At 68.6% G+C, this 24,261-nt stretch carries 21 protein-coding genes and 1 pseudogene; 11 read left to right on the top strand and 11 right to left on the bottom strand.

The annotated features are described in order from the left end of the window. Positions 1-72 precede the first annotated feature (72 nt). Positions 73-927 (top strand): class I SAM-dependent methyltransferase, encoded by an 855-nt coding sequence (locus tag MCHLDSM_RS27420; protein ID WP_109788940.1) that lies wholly within the window; start codon positions 73-75, stop codon positions 925-927. Between the two features lie 70 nt (positions 928-997). Beyond that, on the top strand, positions 998-2,389 hold the full coding sequence (locus MCHLDSM_RS27415; RefSeq protein ID WP_048472825.1) for an MBL fold metallo-hydrolase: 1,392 nt from the start codon (positions 998-1,000) through the stop codon (positions 2,387-2,389). A 6-nt stretch (positions 2,390-2,395) separates the two neighbouring features. On the opposite strand, the gene MCHLDSM_RS27410 is transcribed toward MCHLDSM_RS27415, so the two are convergent. From MCHLDSM_RS27410 to MCHLDSM_RS27400, 3 genes are all read right to left on the bottom strand, one after another. Further along, positions 2,396-3,823, bottom strand: a complete 1,428-nt coding sequence (locus MCHLDSM_RS27410) for an FAD/NAD(P)-binding protein (protein WP_234714206.1) — start codon at positions 3,821-3,823, stop codon at positions 2,396-2,398. A 9-nt stretch (positions 3,824-3,832) separates the two neighbouring features. After that, a complete protein-coding gene (locus tag MCHLDSM_RS27405) occupies positions 3,833-4,393 on the bottom strand; it encodes a rhodanese-like domain-containing protein (RefSeq protein ID WP_048472823.1) in 561 nt (186 codons plus the stop codon). A gap of 84 nt (positions 4,394-4,477) precedes the next feature. Further along, positions 4,478-5,830: an APC family permease gene (locus MCHLDSM_RS27400; protein ID WP_048472822.1), complete on the bottom strand. Its 1,353-nt coding sequence runs from the start codon at positions 5,828-5,830 to the stop codon at positions 4,478-4,480. Between the two features lie 111 nt (positions 5,831-5,941). On the opposite strand from MCHLDSM_RS27400, the gene MCHLDSM_RS27395 reads away from it, so the two are divergent. From MCHLDSM_RS27395 to MCHLDSM_RS27380, 4 genes are all read left to right on the top strand, one after another. Continuing rightward, a complete protein-coding gene (locus MCHLDSM_RS27395) occupies positions 5,942-7,108 on the top strand; it encodes an LLM class flavin-dependent oxidoreductase (protein WP_048472821.1) in 1,167 nt (388 codons plus the stop codon). Beyond that, complete coding sequence (locus MCHLDSM_RS27390) at positions 7,105-7,920, top strand: aminoglycoside phosphotransferase family protein (RefSeq protein WP_048472820.1); 816 nt, start codon at positions 7,105-7,107, stop codon at positions 7,918-7,920. The genes MCHLDSM_RS27395 and MCHLDSM_RS27390 overlap by 4 nt, the downstream gene beginning before the upstream one ends. 18 nt (positions 7,921-7,938) lie before the next feature. Continuing rightward, the gene (locus MCHLDSM_RS27385) at positions 7,939-8,472 is read left to right on the top strand and encodes a nuclear transport factor 2 family protein (protein ID WP_048472819.1); all 534 of its coding nucleotides are present in this window, start codon (positions 7,939-7,941) and stop codon (positions 8,470-8,472) included. Positions 8,473-8,535: 63 nt separating this feature from the next. Next, entirely contained in the window at positions 8,536-8,967 is a 432-nt protein-coding gene (locus tag MCHLDSM_RS27380) for a VOC family protein (protein WP_048472818.1), read from the top strand. 9 nt (positions 8,968-8,976) lie between these two features. On the opposite strand, the gene MCHLDSM_RS27375 is transcribed toward MCHLDSM_RS27380, so the two are convergent. Then, on the bottom strand, positions 8,977-10,107 hold the full coding sequence (locus MCHLDSM_RS27375) for a DUF1214 domain-containing protein (protein WP_048472817.1): 1,131 nt from the start codon (positions 10,105-10,107) through the stop codon (positions 8,977-8,979). Next, a complete protein-coding gene (locus MCHLDSM_RS27370; RefSeq protein ID WP_048472816.1) occupies positions 10,104-10,673 on the bottom strand; it encodes a TetR/AcrR family transcriptional regulator in 570 nt (189 codons plus the stop codon). Before MCHLDSM_RS27370 ends, MCHLDSM_RS27375 begins: the two co-directional genes overlap by 4 nt. A 112-nt stretch (positions 10,674-10,785) precedes the next feature. Between MCHLDSM_RS27370 and MCHLDSM_RS27365 the strand changes: the two genes are divergently transcribed. Further along, positions 10,786-11,949, top strand: coding sequence for a sulfotransferase family protein (locus tag MCHLDSM_RS27365; protein WP_082169116.1), 1,164 nt, complete (start codon positions 10,786-10,788; stop codon positions 11,947-11,949). A 6-nt stretch (positions 11,950-11,955) separates the two neighbouring features. Here MCHLDSM_RS27365 and MCHLDSM_RS27360 read toward each other — a convergent pair whose 3' ends face one another. From MCHLDSM_RS27360 to treS, 3 genes are read right to left on the bottom strand one after another with little or no spacing between them, the layout of a single operon-like run. Continuing rightward, complete coding sequence (locus tag MCHLDSM_RS27360) at positions 11,956-13,632, bottom strand: alpha-amylase family protein (protein ID WP_048472814.1); 1,677 nt, start codon at positions 13,630-13,632, stop codon at positions 11,956-11,958. Further along, positions 13,629-14,618, bottom strand: a complete 990-nt coding sequence (locus MCHLDSM_RS27355) for a TIGR03885 family FMN-dependent LLM class oxidoreductase (RefSeq protein WP_048472813.1) — start codon at positions 14,616-14,618, stop codon at positions 13,629-13,631. The genes MCHLDSM_RS27360 and MCHLDSM_RS27355 overlap by 4 nt, the downstream gene beginning before the upstream one ends. A gap of 55 nt (positions 14,619-14,673) precedes the next feature. Then, the gene (treS, locus tag MCHLDSM_RS27350; RefSeq protein WP_048472812.1) at positions 14,674-16,896 is read right to left on the bottom strand and encodes a maltose alpha-D-glucosyltransferase; all 2,223 of its coding nucleotides are present in this window, start codon (positions 16,894-16,896) and stop codon (positions 14,674-14,676) included. A 153-nt stretch (positions 16,897-17,049) separates the two neighbouring features. Between treS and MCHLDSM_RS39855 the strand changes: the two are divergent. Further along, positions 17,050-17,958: pseudogene (locus tag MCHLDSM_RS39855) on the top strand (lytic transglycosylase domain-containing protein); the annotation flags it as partial. Positions 17,959-17,961: 3 nt separating this feature from the next. Further along, positions 17,962-18,702 (top strand): DUF1460 domain-containing protein, encoded by a 741-nt coding sequence (locus MCHLDSM_RS39850; RefSeq protein WP_412178266.1) that lies wholly within the window; start codon positions 17,962-17,964, stop codon positions 18,700-18,702. Between the two features lie 3 nt (positions 18,703-18,705). On the opposite strand, the gene MCHLDSM_RS27340 is transcribed toward MCHLDSM_RS39850, so the two are convergent. From MCHLDSM_RS27340 to MCHLDSM_RS27330, 3 genes are read right to left on the bottom strand one after another with little or no spacing between them, the layout of a single operon-like run. Then, complete coding sequence (locus tag MCHLDSM_RS27340; protein WP_234714205.1) at positions 18,706-20,124, bottom strand: DUF2252 domain-containing protein; 1,419 nt, start codon at positions 20,122-20,124, stop codon at positions 18,706-18,708. A gap of 45 nt (positions 20,125-20,169) precedes the next feature. After that, positions 20,170-20,667, bottom strand: coding sequence for a nitroreductase/quinone reductase family protein (locus tag MCHLDSM_RS27335; protein ID WP_048472810.1), 498 nt, complete (start codon positions 20,665-20,667; stop codon positions 20,170-20,172). Positions 20,668-20,720: 53 nt separating this feature from the next. Further along, positions 20,721-21,923 carry a PucR family transcriptional regulator gene (locus MCHLDSM_RS27330; protein ID WP_048472809.1) on the bottom strand — a complete coding sequence of 401 codons (1,203 nt, stop codon included), beginning with the start codon at positions 21,921-21,923 and terminating at the stop codon, positions 20,721-20,723. Between the two features lie 86 nt (positions 21,924-22,009). On the opposite strand from MCHLDSM_RS27330, the gene MCHLDSM_RS27325 reads away from it, so the two are divergent. Beyond that, positions 22,010-23,101, top strand: coding sequence for a ferredoxin reductase (locus tag MCHLDSM_RS27325; RefSeq protein ID WP_048472808.1), 1,092 nt, complete (start codon positions 22,010-22,012; stop codon positions 23,099-23,101). 15 nt (positions 23,102-23,116) lie between these two features. Next, complete coding sequence (locus MCHLDSM_RS27320) at positions 23,117-24,244, top strand: fatty acid desaturase family protein (protein WP_048472807.1); 1,128 nt, start codon at positions 23,117-23,119, stop codon at positions 24,242-24,244. Positions 24,245-24,261: the final 17 nt, after the last annotated feature.

Below are 24,261 nucleotides of genomic sequence, written 5' to 3'. Positions count from 1 at the left end.
GGCGTCGCACCCACGGCCGACCATCGAAGCAGCCGGGCACCCGCGCCCGGCCGCTGAGGGAGGAATGGACCGATGGGTGATGCGACAGCGGTGTCGCCGGCCGACCAGGACGCGGCACGAGCACTGAAAGCCAAGCACCGGGCGCTGTGGGCCTCGGGCGACTATCCCGCCGTCGCGGCGGAGCTGATCCCCGGCCTGGGCGCGCGGCTGGTGCAGGCGTGCGGTGTGCGTGCCGGGCAGCGTGTGCTCGATGTCGCGGCCGGCACCGGTAACGCCGCGATCCCGGCTGCGCTGTCGGGCGCGACGGTGACCGCCAGCGATCTGACGCCGGAGTTGTTCGACGCCGGCCGTGCGCTCGCCGCGCAGCGTGGGGTCGGGCTCGACTGGGTGGAGGCCGACGTCGAGGCGCTGCCCTTCGCGGACGACGAGTTCGACGTCGTGATGTCCTGCGTCGGCGCGATGTTCGCGCCACACCATCGCGTGACAGCCGAGGAGATCGTGCGGGTGGTCCGGCCCGGAGGCACGATCGGGATGATCAACTGGACGCCGGACGGGTTCATCGGCCGCTTGTTCGCGACCATGAAGCCTTACGCTCCCCCGCCGCCGCCCGGATCGAGCCCGCCGCCGCTGTGGGGCGACGAAGACCATGTCCGTGACCTGCTCGGCGACGCCGTCACCGACCTGACGCTGCGCCGGGAGACGGTGGTGATGGATCGCTGCGCCACGCCGCTGGAGTTCCGCGAGTACTGGAAAGCCAACTACGGCCCCACCATCGCGACGTACCAGTTCAACGGCGGCGATCCCGAGCGGTTGGCCGCCCTCGACGCGGACTTCCTCGCGCTGCTCGAACAGGCCGACACCGCAACGGAATCGGGCCGCACGGCGTATCCCGCCGAGTATCTGCTGGTGACGGCGACCAAGAAGTGAGGGCCTTCGGATAACAATCTGCGCGAGCGCAATCGGGGCACCCGAACGACCGCTGCGGTTGACTCGGCGCGTGACGACTGCGCCGAAGCCGGAATCCGACGACGTCGAGGTGCTCGTTGTCGAGACACCGTCGCTGGGCGACCGCAGCTACGTCGTCATCGGTGCGACCGACGGCGACGTGATCGCCGCGGTCATCGACCCCCAGCGGGACGTCGATCGCATCCTCGACCGCACATCCGCCGCGGGCGCGCGGATCATCCGGGTCCTGGAAACCCACGTACACAACGACTACGTCTCCGGCGGGCTCGCACTGGCCCGCGCGACCGGCGCCGAGTACGTCGTGCCCGCGGGAGACGAGCTGGGATTCGAGGCCACCCGGGTCGCCGACGGCGATGTCGTGAGCGCGGGCCCGTTCACGTTGCGCGCCGTGCACACTCCGGGACACACCGCTCACCACACCAGCTATGTGCTGACGGATGCGACCGGGGCGACCATCGCGGTGTTCTCGGGCGGGTCCCTGTTGTTCGACAGCACCGGACGCACCGACCTCCTCGGTCCGGAGCACACCGAATCGCTGGCCGTCGCCCAGTACCGCTCGGTGCGCCGCTTGGCACACGAATTGCCCAGTGCGACAAGTGTGTATCCCACGCACGGTTTCGGGAGCTTCTGCGCCGCGGGCGGTACCGACCGCGACGCGTCCACCATCGGCGAACAGCGGGCCACGAATCCGGCGCTGACCCGCGGCGAGCGGCAGTTCGTCGACGAGCTGTTGGCGAATCTGTCCGATCACCCGGCGTACTACGCCCACATGGGCGCGCTCAACCGAGCGGGGGCGCCGGCCGCCGATCTGTCCGCCCCGCGCCCGGTGGATCTCGAGGACCTGCGCGCCCGCATCGACGCGGGCGAATGGGTGATCGACCTGAGACAGCGTGCCGCCTTCGCCGCCGGACACCTGCGGGGAAGCGTGGGCTTCGAACTGTCCGACTCGTTTCTCACCTACCTCGGCTGGCTGCACCGGTGGGGTGCGCCGCTCACCCTCGTCGGGGCCGACGCCGGGCAGATCCTCCAGGCCAGAAGGGAACTCGTCCGTATCGGTATCGACCACCTCGCCGGCGCAGCGACGGCGGACGTCGAGCAGTGGCGCACGTCGGACACGGTCACCTCCTACCCCGTCGTCGATTTCCCGGCACTGGCCGCGCTCACCGATCGCGGGGACGTCCGTGTCGTCGATGTCCGGCGTAGCGACGAGTTCCGCGCAGCTCACGTCAACGGTGCGGTGAACGTTCCGCTGCACGATCTGCTCGACCGCCTCGACAGCCTGGGACCGCAACAGTTGTGGGTGCACTGCGCCAGCGGATATCGCGCATCGGTGGCGGCGTCGCTGCTCGACGCGGCGGGCCAGGACGTCGTGCTCGTCGACGACTCGTTCACCACCGCCGTCGATCTCGGACTGACGGGCTGACCGGTCCTAGAGCATGTATTCCAGCCGGAGCTGACCCTCCTCCTCGACATCGACCGGCACCGCACCGAGCAGGGTCTCGGCCACCCGTCGCGCCTGCACCCGCAATTCCGGCACGGCGACGGTCTCCCAGTACGTGCCGCGCAGCGTCGGACCGAGGGCCAGCAGCGACGCCGACCGGTCGCCCTGAGCGTTCACCACGGTGTGATCGCGGTCGATGCGGATCCCCATGTCCGTGTCGTCCGGTGAGACCAACCCGCTCGCCAGCAGATTGCGGAGCAAGACGTTTCGCGTTGCCGAGAACCGCGTCGACGGTCCGGTGGCATTGATCACCAGATCGGCCACCACGGGTTCGCGCGCCTCGATGCCGATCCGGATCGCGCCGTCGACCGCCTGGAGCTCCTCGATGGAGCCGGCATGGATCTGCAACGCACCGGTGCGGCGGGCGTGCATGACCTGGTCGTGGATCTCGGGAGCGATGCGGTGGCGCAGCACATTCCAGCGAGCGGCGTCGCAACGCGCGAACTCGCGGCGCTCCTCGCAGCTGAAGTTCCCCCAGATGCGCTGCGTGTACGGCCGGAGCTTGTCGACGATGATGGCCGGATCGGCGTCGCGGGCAACCAGCTCCGCGCAGTGCTGCGACACCAGACGCCGGAGGTCGTTGAGTCCGAGCGTGACGAGATCGACTCCGGCAGGCGGGAATTCGGGATACTCGATGCCGCGGAAGTGGGCGTGCGGCAGCCAGCCGTGGCGCGAGATGGCGTGGATAGGACCCTGCCATCCCAGATCGCACAGCGTGATGATGGCGTCGACGGCCGACAGCCCCGTCCCGAGGATGGCGATGCTGCCGGTCGCGGGCACCCGGTGCTCCCACTGCTGCCACGGGTTGGCGACCCAGGCCGGGTGGTCACCGAGGGCACTCGCACCGGGAAGAGGTGCGGGTGGTTCGTTGCCCGTGGCGAGCACGATCTTCTCGGCGGCGATCGCCGACCCGTCGGCCATCCGGACCAGGCAGTGGCCATCCCCGGGTTCGATGTCGACAGCTTCGCCCGTGATGAGTTCGGTTGTGACACAGGGTCGGTGACCGTCACCGGCAAGATGATTGCCCACGATCGAGCGTAGGTAGTCACCGTACACCTGGCGTGGCACGAACTGCTCGCGCAGCTCGGCCTCGGGGAGGGGTTCGAATTCGGCCCGGGTGCGCAGCCAGTGCAGGAAGTGGTCGGGCTCGTCGGGGAAGGCGGACATGTTCCGTGCCGCGACGTTGAGCAGGTATTCGGGGCGGCGGACGCTGTAGGCCACGCCGCGGCCCACCGACCCGCGATCGTCGACGACCACGACATGCAGCGGGCGGTCGCTGATCCGGGCGACGTTGACCGCGGTCATCGCGCCGCTGAAGCCACCTCCGAGGACGGCGATACAGGCGGGGTTCGGCACGGTTGCCCGTCAGGCCCCGAGCTGGGTGACGAAACGGGACTCGTCGTAGCGGGGACCCCTGTTGTACGGCAGTTTCGACAGGGCGGTGGCCATCGCGCACGTGTTGCTGACCGCGGCGAACGTGAGCCCGCCACCGATGGCGGCGGCCACCCACTTGAGTTTCGGCACCGCGACACTGCCGAGCACGGAGGTCAGGACGATCGAGCCGGCAACCAGGCGGACCTGCCGTTCCAACTCCCAGCGCTGCGCGCCGCGGTCGACGTCGAATCCGCTGCTCTCCCATTCCGACAGTCCGCCGCGCAGCACCGCACCGTCGGTGACGCCGACGCCGGCCAGCAACGTGTGCGCCTGGGCGGCGCGCTGGCCGGAGCGGCAGACGTACACCACCTCGCCGTCGAGACGGGCGGCAACGTCGTCGAGACGACCGCGCAGCACGTCGAGTGGCACATTGCGCGCCCCGGCGATGTGCCCGGTCTCGAACTCGGCGGGAGTCCGCACGTCCAGCACCGTGGGTGGGGTTCGGGACTCCAGGCGCCGGCGCAGTGCGGTCGGGGCGAGGGTGGCGCTCATCGGTCATCTCCCGTCGGGCTCGAGGGCATCTGCGCTACTTTCCCCGCCCGAGCGTGACTGTGACCTAGTTAAAATCGCCGCGCATCAAACCTGCGTGCGGTCGCCGCTGGTGCGACGGGTCACGATGCGCGCCACCACGTACAGCACCACACCGACCACCAACAGCACACCGGCGAACAGCCACACCGTCGCGCTCTGCTGGGTCAGCAGCAGCACACACGACGCCACCCCGAGGACCGGGACGAACGTCCACACCCGGAAGTGCGGGTGCTCCACGTGATCGCGGCGCAGCACCAGCACCGCGACGTTGGTCGACAGGAACACGAATAGCAGCAGCAGCACCACGGTCTGAGCCAGCGTCGACAGATCTCCGACGAGGGTCAACAGCATCGCGACCACCGTGGTGGCGACGATCGCCACCCACGGGGTGCGGCGGTTGGGCAGCACGCGGGTGAGCACCCCCGGCAGCAGGCCCTGCTCGGCCATCCCGTAGGTCAACCGGCTCGACATGATCATCGTCAGCAGGGCGCCGTTGGCGACGGCGATCAACGCGATCAGGCTGAAGACCCAGTCGGGGATGCCGACACCGGACGCGCCCACGACCGCCAGTAGCGGACCCGACGACCGCGACAGCTCCGCGGGGGGCAGCGCGATCGAGGCCGCCAGACCGACCAGCGCGTACATCACACCGGCGGTGATCAGGGCACCGAACAAGGCGCGCGGGTACACCCGGCTCGGATCCTTGATCTCCTCCACCACGTTGGCCGACGTCTCGAACCCGACGAACGAGTAGTAGGCGATGATCGCGCCGCCCAGGATGGCCAGCGCCGGGCTCGACCCGTTCGGGAACTCGACGACGCGGCCGACATCGCCGTCGCCGCGGCCGAGCATCACGGCCACCACGGCGATGACGGTCAGCAGACCGGACAGTTCGATGACCGTCATCACCACGTTCGTCTTCAGCGACTCGCTGATGCCCCGAGCGTTCAGGCAGGCCACCAGCACCAGGAACACCAGAGCAGCGGGAACGACGGGCACGTCGACGAACGTCGCGAGGTAGTCCCCGGAGAACGCCAGCGCCAGGCCGGCGGCGCTGGTCACGCCGGCGGCGAGCATCGAGAAGCCCACCAGGAACGACAGCAGGGGCTTGCCGAAGGCCCGGTCGGCGAAGACCGCCGCCCCGCCCGCGCGCGGATACTTCGTCACCAGTTCGGCATACGATCCCGCGGTCAGCAGGGCCATCAGCAAGGCGATCACCAACGGTGCCCAGAGCACGCCGCCGACTTCGTCGGACAGCACCCCCATCAGCGCATAGATCCCCGCCCCCAGCACGTCGCCGAGAATGAACAGGAACAGCAGCGGCCCGGTGATCGACCGGGCGAGCTTGGTCGGCGCTGCGGTGTCGATGGCCCGCGCCGTACCGGTCTCCGAAGACATGTGAGACATGTGACGTCCTCCCTCGGGCCCATGACGGGCCGGTCCGCCGGAATCTGTACCCGTTGCGCGGAGTTGTAGGCCCCGCACCGTCGCGGAGGTCAGAATGAGCGGATGCGCTTCGGGAACTTCATGGCACCGTTTCACCCGACCGGACAGAATCCGACGCTGGCGATCGAACGCGATCTCGACCTCGTCGTGGCGATGGATCGGCTCGGATTCCACGAGGCATGGATCGGCGAGCACCACTCGGCCGGTTTCGAGATCATCGCCTCACCCGAGGTGTTCATCGGTGTCGCTGCGGAGCGGACCAAGCACATCAGGTTGGGCACCGGGGTCAGTTCGCTGCCCTATCACCACCCGCTGATGCTCGCCGATCGGATGGTGCTGCTGGACCATCTGACCCGCGGCCGGGTGATGCTGGGGTGCGGACCGGGCCAGCTCACCTCCGACGCGCACATGCTCGGCATCCCGGCCGACGAGCAGCGCCCCCGCATGGAGCAGTGCCTCGACGCCATCATGCGGTTGCTGCGCGGCGAGACCGTCACGATGCACACCGACGGATTCACCTTGCAGGACGCGCGTCTTCAGCTGAAGCCCTACAGCGACCCGTGCTTCGACGTCGCTGTCGCGGCGTCGTTCTCGCCGACCGGTCCGCGCGGCGCGGGCAGGCACGGCATCGGCATGCTGTCGATCGCCGCGACCGCCCGGCAGGGCATGGACCTGTTGGCCCAGCACTGGAGGACCTGGGAGGAGGTGGCCCTCGAGCACGGCCATGTCGCCGACCGGTCCAAGTGGCGGCTCGTCGGCCCGATGCACCTGGCCGACACCCGGGAGCAGGCCGAGCGGGACGTCGCCTACGGCATCGCCGAATTCTCCCGCTATTTCAGCCACATCCTGCCCGCCGGCCCTGTGCAGGGCGACACCGTGGAGGAGATCATCGCCAACAACCGGGAGTCGGGATTCGCGGTGATCGGCACCCCCGAGGACGCGGTCGCCAAGATCGAGGAGCTCGTCGAGGCGAGCGACGGCGGGTTCGGCGCCTTCCTGCTCTTCGATCACGATTGGGCGCCGCCCGCCGCCAAGCTGCGCAGCTACGAACTGTTCGCCCAGTACGTCATCCCGCACTTCACCGGACAGCTCTCCGCACCGGCCGCCTCGCGCGACTGGGTCACCGACAGTGGACGCGAATTCGTCGACCGCGCCGCCCACGCGATCGGCAAGGCGATCGAGGACCATGCCGCCGAGCAGCAGGCCAAGCACACCCCCGCCACCCCTTGACCCCGGCCGAGCCCGATCCGACCGCACTGGCGCGGCACCGGCTCGAGCAGTGGCGGCTGCGTGCCGACGGACCTGCCGAGCGCAGCGGTGACGCTTTGACCCTGCCGGTACGCACGGCCGACGGGACGCCGGCACTGCTCAAGATCGGCGCCTCGAACTCCGAGCACCTGGTGCTGCGCCGCTGGGGCGGCGACGGTGCGGTGCGGCTGCTGCGGGCCGATCCGCACGAGCGGGTGCTCCTCACCGAACGAGTGGGGCCGACGACGCTCGACGCGCTGACCGACACCGAGGCGTGCGTGATCGTCGCGGGACTCTACAGCCGCCTGCACGTTCCCGCCCTGCCCCGATTGCCCTCGGCCACAGAGGCTTTGCGTCGCTGGGCGGACCGTCTCGATGACCTGGACCTCAGCGTCCCGGTGCCGCGCCGGTTGACCGAACAGGCCCTGGCGCTGACCCGCGACCTGAGCGCCGACGCCGCGGAGGTGGTGCTGCACGGCGACCTCCACTTCTCCTCGGTGCGCTCCGCCGACCGGGAACCGTGGCTGGCCGTCGATGCACGCCCGGTCAACGGCGATCCGCACGACGAACTGGCTCCGATGCTGGTGCATCGCTGGGAGGACTACGCCGGGCGCGTCCGCGACGGCGTGCGACACCGCTTCTGGACGCTCGTCGACGCCGCCGGGCTCGACGAGGACCGGGCCCGCGCGTGGGTCGTGGTGCGGATGGTCCGTCTCGCCACCGGCGCTGCCGGCGCGGATGCCTCCGCCGCGGTGACCCGCTACCTGGCGATCGCGAAAGCGGTCCAGGACTGAGCCGCTTACGGTGAGACGATGACCGATCCGATGGTCCAGGAGATGCTCGACGAGTTCGCGCTCGGCAAGCTCGTGCACCGCTACTGCCGCGCCGTCGACCGTGGTGACGCGGCCGCTCTGCGCGACCTCTACCACCCGGACGCCACCGATGCGCACGGCGCATTCTCGGCCGGCTCGGCCGCCCATCTCGTCGCGCAGATCATGGCCGCTCGCCCGTACCTGCGGTCCATGCAGCACCACGTCACCACGATGAACTTCGCCGTCGAGGGTGACATCGCCGAAGGCGAGATCTACATGCTGGCGACACACACCCTGGATGCCGGTGATCACGACGTCGACGTCGTGGTCGGCGGTCGCTACCTCGACAGGTACGAAAAGCGGGACGGCCAGTGGAGATTCACCGCCCGCAGCATCGTGACCGATTGGGCGCGGGTCGGCGACCCGTCGGCCACCGACCTGAGCCACCCGATCACGCGCGGCACTGCGGTGGGCAGTCCGGGTTCCGACGATCCGTCGCACCGGTTCTTCTCGCTGCTGGGCGGCGGCGGGTGACGATTCGATGAACACCGGGCCCGTCGCGCGGGAATCCGCGTCCTCGCGGGTACCGATGGAGGCATGGCTCTGGTCAACAGCACGGGTTTCGCCCACGTCCGTATCACCGTCACCGACATCGCACGGTCCAAGAAGTTCTACGACACGGTGTTCGGGTGGCCCCTGGTCATCGACGCGTCGTCGATGGCCGATGACCCGGGCGTCGCGGAATCACCGGAGCGGTTCTTCGGCGGCGCGGTCTATCAGACGCCGCAGGGCACGCTGTTCGGCCTGCGCCCCGGTGGCAGCGGCGCCTTCGATCCGCGGCACACGGGGCTCGACCACGTCAGCTTCGCCGTCGCCAGCCGATCCGACCTGACGGCCGCCCAGGCGGCACTCGACGAGGCCGGCATCGAGCACGGTGCCATCAGCGTGCTCGAAGACGCCGGGATCGCGATCCTGTCGTTTCAGGATCCCGACGACATCAACATCGAACTGACCTCGCCTCTGACCTGAGCCCGGCGATCAGGTCACCTCGGTCGGCGCCTCGGCCAACGCCACCAGTGCGGTGTCCGGGCGCACCGGCACCTGGTCGGCGTGGAACCACCGGAAGGCGAGGTTGCCGCGCGGATAGTCGACCGTGGAGACCGAGTTCGGGTGTGTTGTGGGTCTTTTGGCGATCACGATGGTCACCGACCCGTCGCTGTTGGGCACCGCGGTGTGCCCGTTGACCGACACTCTCGCGTCGGTCACGATGTGGCCGCCCATGAACTGGTTCCAGACCACCATGTTCCAGAACCGGCACTGCGGAGGGCGGTGGGTGACGACGAGTGCCTCGTCGTCACCGAGAACGAAACTGCCGTAGGAGTAGCAGGCGTCGCGGGCCGACCAGCCGAAGTTGCTGTCGGGCACCTGATACGGCTCACCGAACTCGTTGGCCACGTGGGTGACCTCGTGCCCGAGGGCATGGGCGTCGTCGACGCGGGCGCCGACGGCGAGGGGCACGATCGCGAACATCGTGCGCAGCCAGGCCGCACACGCCCGCAATGCCGCGGCGGTCTCCTGATCACCATGCCGGATCGGGTCCGGCTCGTCGAGTGCCTTGATCTGCCAGCGCACCGGCCGCCCGGACGTCGGGTCGACCTGATAGTCGCGCGTCACCAGCACCGCCATGCCCGGCAGCGGTCCGATCTCGAAGGAGAAGTCGCCGGCGGCGTCGAGATGGCCCGCGCTGTCCAGGTCGCTGTCGTTGACGATGTGCACGACGCGGCCTGACCAGCTGCCCGGGGCGGGCTCGTTGTAGGCGGTCACCGAGAAGTACACGCTGTCACCGCGATTCCCGCTGATACGGTAGCGGCGGCGCTCGTCGACCGGGCACAGGTGGTACCACGCGTCGGTGTTGTCCCCGCCCCAGCGCCGATCGCGGCGGAACGGGGTGTTCAGTTCGATGAACTGCGGGCGGCTCGGCTCGGCGAACAGGTAGGTGTCGAACGCGACGCCGAGCGTGGTCGCCAGCATCCGGTACCCGTCGGCGAGGTTCCGATCGTCGACGACGGCACGGTCGCCGTCGGTGAAGCCACGGTCGAGCCCGCCGAGGGTCTCGACCAATTCCCGCCATGCCGAACCGGATTCGCTGCCGAGGTGGCCTTCCGTCACGTGCTGATTCCTCTCATCATCAGGGTCGCGGCGCGATCCAGCCAATCGTCGTCGGGGGCCGCGCCGCGAGTCAGCAGGGACACCAGCGTGATACCGGCGACCGCCTCGGCCAGTTCGTCGGCGGACACATCCGGCCGGACCTCGCCGCGCGCGACCGCGTCGCTCAGGAAGTCACCGAGCCCGCGCGTGATGACGTCGCCGAACCTCTCGAGCAACGCAGCGTGCAGCGTGGGGTCGGCGGCCATCTCCCCGATCAGACCGGGCAGCGCGGCGCGGGCAGGTGCGAGGATCGCGGCCACGCGCCGCACCATCTCCCGGATGTCGCCGGCCAGGGATCCGGTCGACGGGATCCGGGTCGCCTCCCCGATCGGGAACACGGCCTCGTGCACCAGGTGCACCTTGCTCGGCCAGCGCCGGTAGATCGCGGGCTTGCTGGTGCCGGCGCGCTGGGCGATGGCCCCCACCGACAGTTCGGCATAGGGCACCTCGCCGATCAACTCGGCCGTGGCCGCGAGGACGGCGTCGTCGATCTGCCGATTACGCGGTCGGCCAAGGTCTGTCGTCATTACGTGACTCACAGTAACATAAGTGACTGTGACGCAAACCACATCCGATGTGATCGTGCTCGGCGACTTGGCGGCACCGCGATACAGCGTTGCTGCACAACAGGTTCGAGACATGATGGCCGCGATGGCGGGCGAGTGCCCGCTGACGTCGGACGCCCTGCACGCCGCCGCGCGGCAGGCGACCGGGCTGGCCGACTTCGGCGCCGACGACTACCGCGAACGGCTGGACATCTATCTCGGCTCGCTCGCCGAGCTCGACGATATGCACGCTCCCGGCCGGGTGAACTTCTTCAGCCAGCTCACGCAGTGGTTGACGAACCGGCTGCTGCTCACCGACCTACTGCGCCGTCACCCGGAGATCCACGACATCGAGTTGGCGCCGCCGGTGGTGATCGCAGGGTTGCCGCGCACCGGGACCACGCATCTGCACAACATGCTCGCCGCGGGACCGACCTTCCGCACGATGCAGTACTGGGAGAGCGTGGAACCGTTCCCGCTGCCCGCCGAGGACGGAGTCGAGCCCGATCCGCGGCGGGCCAGGATGGAATTGGCGGTGTCGATGATGGACCTGCTGATCCCCCACTTCCGCAGCATGCACGAGATGACCACCGATCATGTGCACGAGGAGATCCAGCTGCTGGCCAACGATTTCTCCACGATGCTGATGGAGACGCTGGCGCATGTGCCCGCCTGGCGGGACCACTACCTGCGCTCGGATCAGACGCCGCACTACGAATATCTGCGCACTCAGCTGCAGGCGATGCAGTTCCTGCGCGGCGGACGCCGCTGGCTCCTCAAGTCACCTCAGCATCTCGAGCAGTTGCCGGTGCTGGACCGCGTGTTTCCCGGCGTGGTGGTGGTGTGCACCCATCGCGATCCGGTGCCGGTGGTGCTGTCGATGCTCGCGATGGTCGTCTACGCGGCGCGGATGTACAGCGCAGCGCCGCCGGTCGAGACGATCGCCGCCGCATGGGTCGACCGGCTGGGGCTGATGCTGGCGGCGCTGATCCGCGACCGGGACCTCATCGGATCCGAGCGTTCGGTCGACATCCGGTTCGACGATTTCATGACCGACCAGATCGGGACCGCCGAGCGGGTGTACGAGCTCGCGGACGAACCGATGACCGATCAGGTGCGTGCGGCGATCGACACCTACCTGATCGCCCATCGACGCAACCGGTTCGGCAGGGTGGTCACCTCGTGCGCGACGTTCGGCCTCGAGCAGCAGGACCTTCAGCGCCGGTTCAGGCCGTACGCCGAACGCTTTGTCGGGTGAGACCGCTCAGATGATCGGGTCGTCGTCGGGGCGGCGCAGCCGCAGCCACCGATAACCGTAGGCGTCCAAGTGCAGTTCGACGCGACCCTCGGCGTCGAGCGGATACTCCGAGAGACCGTCGAGGAGATCGACCAGCACACAACCCGGCCCGAGATCGTCGAGCGCGATCGGCACCATGACAGCCTCCGCGCCGAAATTGTGCAGGGCGAGCATCAGCCAGTCCGACTCCCGGCAGACGTGTGCGAGCACCGCGCGGTGGGGTTGCGTGACGATGTCCACCGTGGACCAACCGATCTCGGGCTGTTGACGGTAGGTGTAGATGAGGTCCCGGATGAACCACCAGAAGGATCTGTGATCATGGCGTTGATCCGCGACGTTGACACGTTCGGGGCCGAAGAGCCCGTCCGGCAGCGGGCGCGGTAGCCGTCGCCGGGGCGCGCGGGAGAAGCCGCCGTTCTCATGACCCGTCCACTGCATCGGCGTCCGCACCGCGAATCGCCCTTCCACGTCCAGGTTCTCGGCCATCCCGATCTCCTCGCCGTAGAACAGCACCGGGGTGCCCGGCAGGGAGAATGCGAGCGAGTACACCATGCGCATCCGTCGCTGGTCGCCGCCCAGCATGGAGGGAAGCCGACGGCGCAGGCCCCGGCCGAACAGTTGCATGTCCGGGTCCGGACCGAACGCGTCGAAGACTTCCCGGCGCTCGCTGTCGGTGAGCTTGTCGAGGGTGAGTTCGTCGTGGTTGCGCACGAAATTGGCCCATTGACTGGTGATGTCGAGGACCGGCCGGGCGCGCAACGCCTTGGCGATGGGACGGGCGTCGCCGCGGGCCAGGGAGAGGAAGATGTTCTGCATTCCGATGAAGTCGAACTGCATGTTCAGACCGTCGCCGTCGGCCCCGCCGAAGAACTTCTTCTGGTCCCGATAGGCGACGTTGACCTCCCCGAGCAGGACGGCATCGCCGAGCCGCCGGGTGACGAAATTGCGCACGTCGCCGAGGTATCGGGTGGGATCGAAGGTGTGCGGATCCCCCGGGGCGCCGTCGTCGGCGAACAGGAACGGCACCGCATCGACCCGGAATCCGGACACCCCCAGCGCGAGCCAGAACCCCAACGTACGCGAAATCTCCTCCTGGACACGTGGATTGGCGATGTTCAGGTCAGGCTGATGCTTGTAGAAGTGGTGCAGGTACCACTCGTTGGTTCTCGGCTCGAGCTCCCAGATGCTGTCCTCCTGATCCGGGAAGACGACGTCCTTCGCACTCGACGCCGGCTCGGTCGCACTCCACACGTAATAGTCGCGGTACGGATCATCCTTACTGCGCCGGGCGGACTTGAACCAGGGGTGCGCGTCCGAGGTGTGGTTCATGACGAAGTCGACGACGACACGGATGCCGGTGGAGCGGGCGGTACGGACGAGTTCGACGAAGTCACCGAGGTTACCGAGGCGCGGGTCGACCCCGAAGAAGTCCGTGATGTCGTAGCCGTCGTCCTTGCGGGCGGTCGGGTAGAAAGGCATCAACCACAGGCAGGTGACCCCGAGGTCGAAGAGGTACTCGATGCGCTCGGTCATCCCCCGGATGTCGCCGCAGCCGTCGCCGTTCCAGTCGTAGAAGGTCTCGATGTCCGCGCAGTAGAAGACCGCGTTCTTCCACCACAGGTCGCCGGTCTCGATGGTCCTCATACCGACGCCCTCGCGGGTTGCGGCGCTGTCGGCGACAACTGCGGTAAGACGTGCTCGCCGAACGCATCGATGAACGGCGCCTGGTGTCGACCCACGAAGTGCAGGTACAGCTCATCCCATCCTTGTGCGATGTCCTGCGCAAGCCATTCGGCGTGCCGGCGCACATCGCCGGAGACGCGCACCGACTCCGCGACCCTCTCGGGGCTCACCGCCTCACCGATGACGTCGAAGGCCTCGACCGTCTCGGTGTCCCAGCAGACCGGCGGAGCGAAGACGTTGTTGCGCCACTGGTCGTGCGCGATCGCCGAGGCCTCGTCGTCGGTCGGCGCCCAGCTCAGATGAATCTGCAGCCGGGCAGGTCCCCGGCCTCCCGCCTCCCGGTACGCGTCGAGGACCTGACGGGGCTTGTCGCCCGGCTGGTTCACGGTGATGAGCCCGTCCGCCCACGCGGCATGGCGTGCCGCGGTGGCCGGCGTCACCGCCGGACCGACCAGGTCGGGCACGGCATCGGGCAACGTCCACAGGCGCGCCCGGTTGACGTGCACGAGACCGTCGTGGGTGACTTCCTCCCCGCGCAGCAGCCGCCGGATCACGTCGACGCATTCCACCAGCCGGCGGTCGCGGACGTCCTTGCGCGGCCACACCTCGCCGGTGACCCGCTCGTTGGACGCCTCACCCGATCCCAGGGCGGCCCAGAACCGACCGGGGAACATCTGAGCGAGCGTCGCGATCGCCTGGGCGATGATCGCGGGGTGATAGCGCTGCCCCGGCGCGTTCACCACACCGAACGGCAACCGGGTCGTGGCCAGCGCCGCCCCGAGAAACGCCCACGCGAAGCCGGACTCGGCCTGCCGTTCACTCCACGGGCTGAAGTGGTCGGAGGACATGCCCGCGGTGAAGCCGGCCTGCTCGGCCAGCTGGACGTCGCGCAGGAGTTGTGCGGGATCGATCTGCTCGTGCGAGCAGTGGAATCCGATGACGGTCATGCCCGGGTGACTACCCGTTATCCGGACCGTTTACGTCGGCGTCAGAGATCGGCGCTCACTCCGCCGGGGGCGGGACCTCCACCAGCAAGGACATCCCGTGCAGCTGGGGCATGTCCACCGGGAAGCTGTGCAGGTCGTCGACGGTCGCGATCTCGTTGCCGCTGAACATGTCCGAGACCACCGCTCCGGGCGGCAGGTGCTCCGAACGGACGCTGCCCGCGATGTGTTCCTGCGCGAAGTTCAGCACCGTCAACTGGAAACGCCCCTCCCCGTCGAGTTCGTGCACCAATACGAGCATGCCGCGGTGCGACACCTCGGGGATGTCGAGCTGGCGGCTGGTCGCGATCCCGTAGTGCGAGCGCACCTTCAGGATCGCCTGCAGCTGCCGGATGAAGCTGGTCTCGTCGGCGAGCTGCTCGGGGATGGAGCCGTACAGGTTGCGCCCCACCGGCATGCCGGCAGTCGATTGCCGGGCGTTCGGGTTGATGCCCATCAGGTCGTGCGCGCCCCGGTTGATCCACCGGGTGTCCCCCGCGGCGACGAGTTCCGAGACCGCCGAGACAGGCAGTGTGAGCATCCCGCACAGATCCCAGCCCGACAGCGCGAAGACGCCCGGCTGCAGCGCGTTGAACATCGCGAGCAACAGGTGCGCGCGCCTGATCGGGTCGACGTCGTCGATGTCGTCGAGCTTCTTTACGCCGAGCGCCGCAGCGACCACAGACGCTGTGGTACAGGCGATTCCGTTGGTGGTGAACACGCGGTTGTACGGCGCGTCGGGCCCGGTCAGGTGTTCGACCAGATCGCTGCGCACACTGGCGGCGATCTGTTCACCGGTGACCTCGACGCCCTTGTAGCTGTAGACGTCGTCGCGGTGGCCGTTCTCCCAGTGCAGCAACTCGTAGGTGAGCTCGTCGTGGTTCTGCAGCGCGTGCACCAGCGAGGCCGGGTCGACCCCCAGTTCCAGTGTGGTGCGCAGCGTGAGCCGCAGGAACTCGGTGTCCGCGGTGGCCAGCGCGTGATGGTAGGCGGGCCGGTTGACGAAGTCGTAGGACAGATCCGCGCCGGCTTCGCCGATCTGGCGGATGTCGTCGATCGTGAGGTTGAGCTCCTGGAAGGTGAACCCGCCGACCTTGCGCACCATGCTCGCGATCAGGTGGTTGGCCGCCTCGGAAAGCGGATGACCCTCCGACCACGCCGAATTACCTTCCGAGGCAGCCTTTTCCACCCCCAGGAAGCCGTTGGCGTCCAGCCGCAGGGCGCCGGTGCCCAGGTCGGCCAGCGAGTGCAGGGCATCACCGATCACCAGCCGCATCCCGGCGAACGACGGATCGAGCCAGTTGATCGAGGGCTGACCGTCCTTGAAGTAGTGCAGGTACACCCAGCGCCGTTCGACACCGTCGACGCCGGTGACCGGACGGGTGACGCTCCAGTTGGTCTCCTTGACCCCCTCGGCGTAGAAGATCACGCGCTGCAGCCGGCCGATGATGTACCCGGCCTTGTCGAGCCATTCCTCGGTCGCGGCGTCGATGTTGATCGAATCCGTGCCCGAGGGCACGTCGGGCAGCTCGTGCCAGTCGCGGGGGTCGATCTCGACCATGTGGTAGATGCCCGGATAGTCGGCGTACTTCATCTCGGCGAGCCGGAAGTCGGCGCCCTTGCCGGTGTGGCCGGGCACGATGTCGTCGATGATGGTGCCGCCGTACCAGGCCGCCGTCGCACACATCTGCCGGAACTCGTCCTCGGTGCCGAACGCCGGATCGATCTGGGTGCCGATCCGGTCGAAGTGTCCGTCGACGCTGGGCGTGTACTGCCAGCCGGAAATGCCGCCGGCCCGTTTGACGGGGCCGGTGTGCACCGCTTCGATGCCGATTTCGGCGAACGCCTTCCACATGTCCTCGCTGGCCATCGCCTTGAGGAAGGATTCGTCGGGACGCGTGATCAGCGACAGCGGGTAGGCCGTGAACCACACCGACGCGGTGTCGACCGCGCCGCGCGGGTTCGGCGTGGCGTACGGGTTCTGCCACATCGAGCCCTGCCCCGAGAACTGCGCGCTGATCTCGTTGGCATCGGCCAGCATCGACTGGGCGCGCAGCCACTCCACATATGCGGGATTGGTGCCGTTCGCCGGGCCGTCCTGGGCGACCGACCGCCGCACGAACGGCGTCTTGACCCGGGGACGGAACCGCAGCGTGCGGGGCCGCGCAGGATGAAGGTGCTCGGCGTAGGTTGGCTCGACCGACTCGTGTCCCTCGTCGTCGGTGATCTCCAACTCCGACATGCATCTCCTCCTCATCGGTGACTTCCCTGCCCCGTATTGCCACCGCGCCGTGGCCGGAAACCGACGGACGGTTACCGTCGCATGATCGCCAGTGACGACGATACTGCGACTGACGATCGACTCGACGCCGAAGACGAGGAGTGCGCCCTGCCGATGAGCCGAGGAAGCCGGGCCCGGCCGGTCGTGTCTGCACTGGTCGTGGCCTGCGTGCTGATACCGACCGGTTGCTCGGCCGCCGAGCGGCGGGACACTCCGACCAGCGGCGCTGCGCCGACCGCGGCCGCGCCCCCTGCGGCGGCGAGCGTCACGGCCCGGCCATTGGCGGCCGATCCGGCACACCTGGCCGACGACCTCGCGACCGACGAGCGCGCGCTGCGGGATCCGGGGACCCCCGACGCGGTGCTGAGCGCCGCCGCTCGTCGTCAGCAGGCGGCCTACCGTGTGCTCGGCCGGCACCCCGAGTGGGACGCGATCGCCCGCCCGCGGATTCCGCCCGACCTGCTCGCCGGCTACGACCACAACATCGACGCCCGCCGGCAACTCGCCGCGATGGCGCGGCCGAGGGCGACGCTGCCGGCGTGGCGCATCGTCGCGCCGCGGCCCGCCGACGAGTTGATGGGCTACTACCGGGAGGCAGAAGCGGCGTTCGGGGTGAACTGGAACGTGCTGGCCGCCATCAATTTCGTCGAGACCGCGTTCGGCCGGGTGGCCGGGGTCAGCACTGCGGGCGCCCAGGGCCCGATGCAGTTCATGCCGTCGACGTTCGCGGCCTACGGCGCGGGCGGCGACATCCTCGCCCCGCGCGACGCCATCATGGCCGCCGGACGCTACCTCGCGGCCAACGGCTTCACCCGGGACCGGGACCACGCGCTCTACCGGTACAACAACTCCCTGCAGTACGTGCGGGCGATCAACGACTACGCCGCGGTCCTGGCCGCCGATCCGGCCGGCTTGCGCGCCTACCACCGCTGGGTTGTGTACGTGAACACGACCGCAGGCGACGTCCTGCTCCCCGACGACTACGCTGCGACGGCGCCGATCCCGGTCGAGGACTATCTGTCCCGCGTGACCAAAGCCTCGTCGGCGGTGCGACTTTCGCCGGGAAGCGCCGCCGTCCTGGACGCCGCGCTGGCCGTCGCGCGCGAGACCTCCGGCGTGAATCCCGCCGAGCGGGCCGAGCGGTTGTCCCGGCAGTTCGTCGGCACGCCGTACGGGGCCGACACTCTCGTCGGGTCAGAGACGGTGCCGGAACAACTCGTTGCCGAATTGGAGAGAGTCGACTGTTTCACTCTGGTCGACTACGTGGAGGCGCTCAAGCGGTCCACGTCGCGCGATCAGTTCGTCAACGCGCTGATCAGGGTGCGCTACAAGGACAATGCCGTCGGCTTCGCCACCCGCAAGCACTTCTTCACCGACTGGGCCGTCGCGGCGCCGGCCGTCGCCACCGACATCACGGCCACGCTGAGCCGCAACACGGTCGAGGTGGCCAAGAACCTCAACCGGAAGGATTCGGGCGGGGTGTATCTCCCCGGGCTGCCGGTGGCGCCGCGGACCGTGGCCTATCTTCCGAGTGCGGCGGTGGACGACGACGTCGTCATGCAGTTGCGTACCGGGGACTACCTCGGGGCCTACGCCGAGGACGGTGGCCTCGACGTCACCCACGTCGGCATCTACGTCGCCGGGCCCGACGGCCCGGTGCTGCGCAACGCGTCCTCGCTGAGCGCGAACCAGAAGGTGGTCGACAGTCCGCTGTTCGACTACCTGCGCACCGTGCCGGGGATCGTGGTGCTCCGGCCGGTGCAGTAGGAGTCAGACGCCGCGCTCGACGGGCATCCTGCCGTGGTCGACGGCGGCCACCAGCGCGGCATGGTCGGCTTCGGTCTGGTCGGCGTATCGCCTGGCGAAGGTGCACAACGCGTTGTCCACTTTCTCGGAGCGGCCGAGGTAACCGGCGATCATCGAGGCGCCACTGGTACGCGCATGCCCCTTGGCGAGTAGTTGGCCGACCACCCCGGTGTAGTCGATGAGCGCCTTGGCGTCCATCGCATCCAACGGGATGGTGCCCTTCATGTTGCGGAACTGGCGCACGTAGAACTGCAGGCCGTCCACCGTCGTCCATCCGAGCAGCGGATCGCTCACCGTCTGCAGCGCCTGCTGATACTCGACCACGCGCTGACCCTGGTGCGCGTGCCAGGCCGACTCGCCGTGGACGTAGCGCGCGAGCACGGAGCGACGCGCCTGCTTCAGCTGGAGGAACACCACGTCCTCGGGTGAGGAGCCCTCGAGCAGAGCCACGTACGCGCGCAGCCCGACGCTGCCGACACCGACCACCTTGTGCGCGACATCGAGCAGCGTGTACCCCCCGAGCACCCGTCGCCAGTGCGTGGACAGCGTCGGAAGGTAGTCGTCGAGCGCCTCAGCCAGCGCATCGGCTTCGCGCTCGGGCAGTCGCGTGATCAGCGGCGGCTCCTCGACGATCTTGCGGGTGCCCGCGACCTCCTCGGTGAATCGGGGCAGGGCGCGGTCACTGGTGCGGTGACGCGCACGCTTGGCAGAGCGTCGGACCTCCGCGGCCAGAGGACCGTGCGCTTCCCCGGCCAGCCGGTCGACGTCGAGCCGGGTGAACGACCGCGAGAACAGCGGCTGATCGGCCAGTCGGCGCACTTCGAGGCGATAGGCCGCCACGCACGAGCGCACCGCCGAGCCGCAGTCCTCCTCGGAGGAGCCGTTGTGCCGGCCCGCCACCCAGATGCTGGCGACCAGTCGGCGCAGGTCCCATTCCCACGCGCCGGGGTGGGCCTCGTCGAAGTCGTTGAGATCGATCACCAGATCGCGTTCCGGGGACGCGTAGAAGCCGAAGTTCCCGAGGTGGGAGTCGCCGCACACGACGGGGGTGATGCCGGTGGCGGGCAGATGCGCGACGTCCTCGGCCATGACGACGGCGGTTCCGCGGAGAAATCCGTAGGGCGACGCGACCATGCGTCCCACGCGGACGGGGATCAGGCGGTCCACCCTGCCACGGTGATTGTCCTCGATGAGCTGGATCGGGTCCGGCCTGTCGACCGGTGGGGTCCAGTCGGCGAGTGATCGCCGGGGCACCCGTTTGCGCAGGCTCTTGCCGAGCGCGTACCGCTCGGCCCGGGTCACCGGCTGTTGCCGCAGGGAGTGGTAAGCGGCGCTGTCGGTCTCCGCCAGCACGGTGTGCCGAGTCGGCTCAGCGGTGGTCATCGGTTCCATGGTGCGCCGGTCGGCGTCGACGCGGACATCAGTGGCTCAGCTCGATGCCGGAGTGAACACGTCGACCGGTCGGCCCGGGGAGAGCATGACCAGGGGGATGTGCCGACTCGTCGACCGCTGATAGGCGATGTAGGGCGGGTAGAGATGGCTCATGTACTCCCAGACCTGATGCCGCTCAGTGCCTTCCGGCTCACGCCAGGTGGCCTCGAAGGCCTGGGTGGCGACCTGCACACCGATGGTCTCGTTGGCCAGGATGCTCAGGTACCACTCCGGATGGGTGTCGGCTCCACCCTTCGACGCGACGACGACGATCTCGCCGCCGACGTTGCCGTAGATGAGCGGCTTGACGTAGGTCCTGCCCGATTTGCGGCCGGTGTATCTGATCAGACAGTGCGTGGTCATCGCGCGGCCGCCGACCGAACTGAGATCGACGATGTGGCCCTTCGCTCCGCCCGACTCGAGATACATGGCGAGGTGCTCGCCCATCCAGTCACCGCGTTCGGCCCGGATCGCTGCGGCGTCGGCATCAGCCATGTGTCAGGTCCCCTCGAGATGTTCGGCTGAGCCGACCTTACGGCAGCGGCAGGTCACGCCGGTTTCGGGACTGCCAGCGCCACGGTGAGTTCCATGACCGTTCGCGGATCGTCGAGTCCGTCGCCGAACAGTTCGCGGATCTGTGTCATCCGGTACCGCACCGTCTGGGGGTGGACGAACAGCTCGGCGGCGACGGCCTCCCGTTGGCCCTGATGCAGAAGCCACGATCTCAGCGTCTCGGCCAACCGCTCGGCGGTGCTGGGCCGCAGCCCGCTCAACGGCGCCAGCACCCGCTCCCGCAGATCCTCGGCCGCCTCCCGGTCCGCGGTGAGGACGAGCTCGACCAGGTGATCGTCGGTGTCGACGATGTCGACGTCATCGGCGACGGGCAGAGTGCGCGCCCGCAGCGCCCGTCGGTACGACGATTGGACCAGCATCCACGGACGAGCGGGCCCGACCAGGGCCCGACGGCCCTGCAGCGCCGAACGGAGTTGGCGGCGATGCCGGACGTCCAGATCGGGGGCCAGCAGCACCGCCAACGAGTCCGACGCACCGACGCCCGGCAGGTCTTCGCTGACGAGCAGCGTCGATTGGCCGAAACGTGCTGCCAGACCGCGGGTTTGGGCCTCCGCAAGGACGATGGCGGTCAGCGTGGACGGAGGACTCCACCCCGCCCGCTCGGCACTGTCGTGCAGAACCTCTGCCGGCTCGCCGTCGAGCAACTGCCGCGCCAGCCGTTCGAGATAGCGTTCGCGCACCCGCCCCGTCGTCGCCAATTCGTCGGCGTGGCCGGAGACGCTGGACGCCGACAGTTCGTCGATGAACGCGAACACCAGCTCGGCGAATCGGGCCACCGTGTCCGCGGTCAGCCCGGCCTCGACGGCAGTGCCCGACAGCTCCCGCCAGGCGACGCGCGCGCCGACCCGGTAGGCCGACAGCAGTGCATCCATGGAACGGCCCTGTCGCGCCTCGCCGCGACCGAGTTCGTAGGCGCCGTCCAGCGCGGGGGTCAGCGTCGCTGTCGGGTCGGTGTCCTGCGCGCGCACCGCCAGCCGCAGGAAGCCGCCGAGGGCCATCTGCACGGCGTTCTCGATGTTCTGGCCCATCCGGCCGCTGAATGCGGCGGCGTAGCTGGGCACCTCGGCCGTCACCGCGGTCACGGTGCGTTCGGCCATCCTCGGCAGCACCGCCTGCAGGGCCGCAGCCACGTCGTCCGGCAGGTCCAGCCCGGTGAAGCGGAGCCCCTGCTCGGCCATTTACTGTCCCCTGCGAACAAAATCGAGCATGGAATTCACGCTCTGTAGCCAAGAGTTTATACCCTGGACCAAGCCAGAGTGGTGTCATGACCACAACAGCACCCCGCCCGACGACTGTCGGCGCCCTGCGGGAGCGTGTCATCAAGCTCGCGGAATGGGTCACCACGCCGCTGGTCCCCGCCGACTACCTCGACGTCATCGACCCGCTGCGCTCCAGCGCGGACCTGCGCGGCCGCATCGTCGCGCTGCACCCGGAGACCCGCGACGCCGTCACCGTGGTGATCAAGCCGGGTCGCGGCTGGCGCGGCCACACCCCCGGCCAATATGTCCGCATCGGTGTCGACGTCGACGGCGTCCGCCAGTGGCGGGCCTACTCGCTCACCTCGGAGCCGTCCCGCGGGGACGGTTGCATCGCGATCACCGTGAAGGCGATCCCCGACGGCACGGTCAGCAACCACCTGGTGCGTCGGGCCACCGTCGGAACCGTCATCCAACTCGACCAGGCCGCAGGAGATTTCACTCTCGGCACCCGGACGCCGGACAAGATCCTGTTCCTCACCGCAGGCAGCGGCATCACCCCTGTGATGGGGATGCTGCGCAACATGACCGACGAGTGCGCCGACGTCGTGGTCGTGCACTCCGCCCCCTCCGCGGACGACGTCATCTTCGGCGGGGAACTCCGCCTGATGGCCCGCCGCGGCCGAATCCGGTTGGTGGAGAGGCACACCGACACCGACGGCATGCTCGACATGGACCGCCTCGGCGACCTGGTCGACGATGTCGCCGAGCGCGAGACCTGGGCCTGCGGGCCCGCCGGAATGCTCGACGCCCTCGAGGCCCGCTGGGACACCGCCGGCATCGCCGATCGGCTGCACACCGAGCGCTTCCGGCCGACCGTCATCACTGCCGGCGACGGCGGTGAGGTCACCTTCGTGAAGACCGGAACGGTCGTCGAGGCCGAAGGATCCCAGACTCTGCTCGACGCCGGCGAGGCCGCGGGTGTCCTGATGCCGTCCGGCTGCCGGATGGGCATCTGCTTCGGCTGCGTCGCCCCCCTGCGCCAGGGCGCCGTTCGCGACCTCCGCACCGGAGACGTCACCACGGCCTCACCCGGTGACAACGTCCAGATCCAGACCTGTGTCTCCGCCGCTGCGGGCACCTGCGAAATCGCACTTTGATCAAGGAGATTCGACATGACTTCTGCAACCCTCACCCCCTCACGCACCACGGCCGGCCCCGCCGCCCATCTCACCGATGACGACATCGAGAATCTCGGCCGGGAACTCGACGCCATCCGCGAACAGATCATCTCCAGCCGCGGCGAGCGCGACGCGGCCTACATCCGCACGGTCATCGACGGTCAGCGCAAGCTCGAGCTGAGCAGCCGGGCGATCCTGCTGTTCTCGTTGTTCCCGCCCGCCTGGATCGTCGGAACGGCCGGTCTGTCCGTGTCGAAGATCGTCGAGAACATGGAGATCGGCCACAACGTCATGCACGGCCAGTGGGACTGGATGCGCGACTCCAAGATCCACTCGACCACCTGGGAGTGGGACAACGCCTCCCCCGCGGACATGTGGAAGCACTCGCACAACGAGGTCCACCACACCTACACCAACGTGCGCGGCAAGGACCACGACCTGGGCTACGGCATCATGCGCGTCGACGAGAACCAGAAGTGGACGCCGTTCTACCTGGGCCAGCCGCTGTACAACGCTGTCAACGCCTGCCTGTTCCAGTACGGCATCGCGGCGTACGACCTGGAGATCGGCAAGTACCTGAAGGGCAGGACGGACTCCGAGGAGTTCCGCCGCAACGGCAAGCGGGTGCTCGCCAAGATCGGCAAGCACGCGGTGCGCGACTATGTGCTGCATCCGCTGCTGTCGGGACCGTCCGCGCTGACCACCCTGACCGCGAACCTGACGGCGAACGTGGTCCGCAATCTGTGGACGCACTCGGTCATCATGTGCGGGCATTTCCCCGAAGGGGTCGAGACGTTCGAGAAGACGTCGATCGACGGCGAGACGCGCGGCCAGTGGTATCTGCGCCAGATGCTCGGATCAGCCAACATCTCGGGAAGTCCGTTGCTGCACTTCATGACCGGCAATCTGTCGTTCCAGATCGAGCATCACCTGTTCCCCGACCTGCCCAGCAACCGCTACCAGGAGATCGCACCGAAGGTGCAGGAGCTGTTCGAACGGTACGGGCTGACCTACACCAGCGGTTCGCTTCCGCAGCAGGTGGCATCGGCGTGGAAAAAGGTCTTCCGGCTCTCGCTGCCCAACAAGGTCGGACGGTCGCGTCGCACGACCGAGGCCGCCTAGATCCCTGGTCGGCCGAC

Origin of the sequence: Mycolicibacterium chlorophenolicum, from assembly GCF_001044235.1 — a bacterium.
GTDB lineage: Bacteria > Actinomycetota > Actinomycetes > Mycobacteriales > Mycobacteriaceae > Mycobacterium > Mycobacterium chlorophenolicum.
This window is presented reverse-complemented; position numbering and strand designations above follow the sequence as displayed.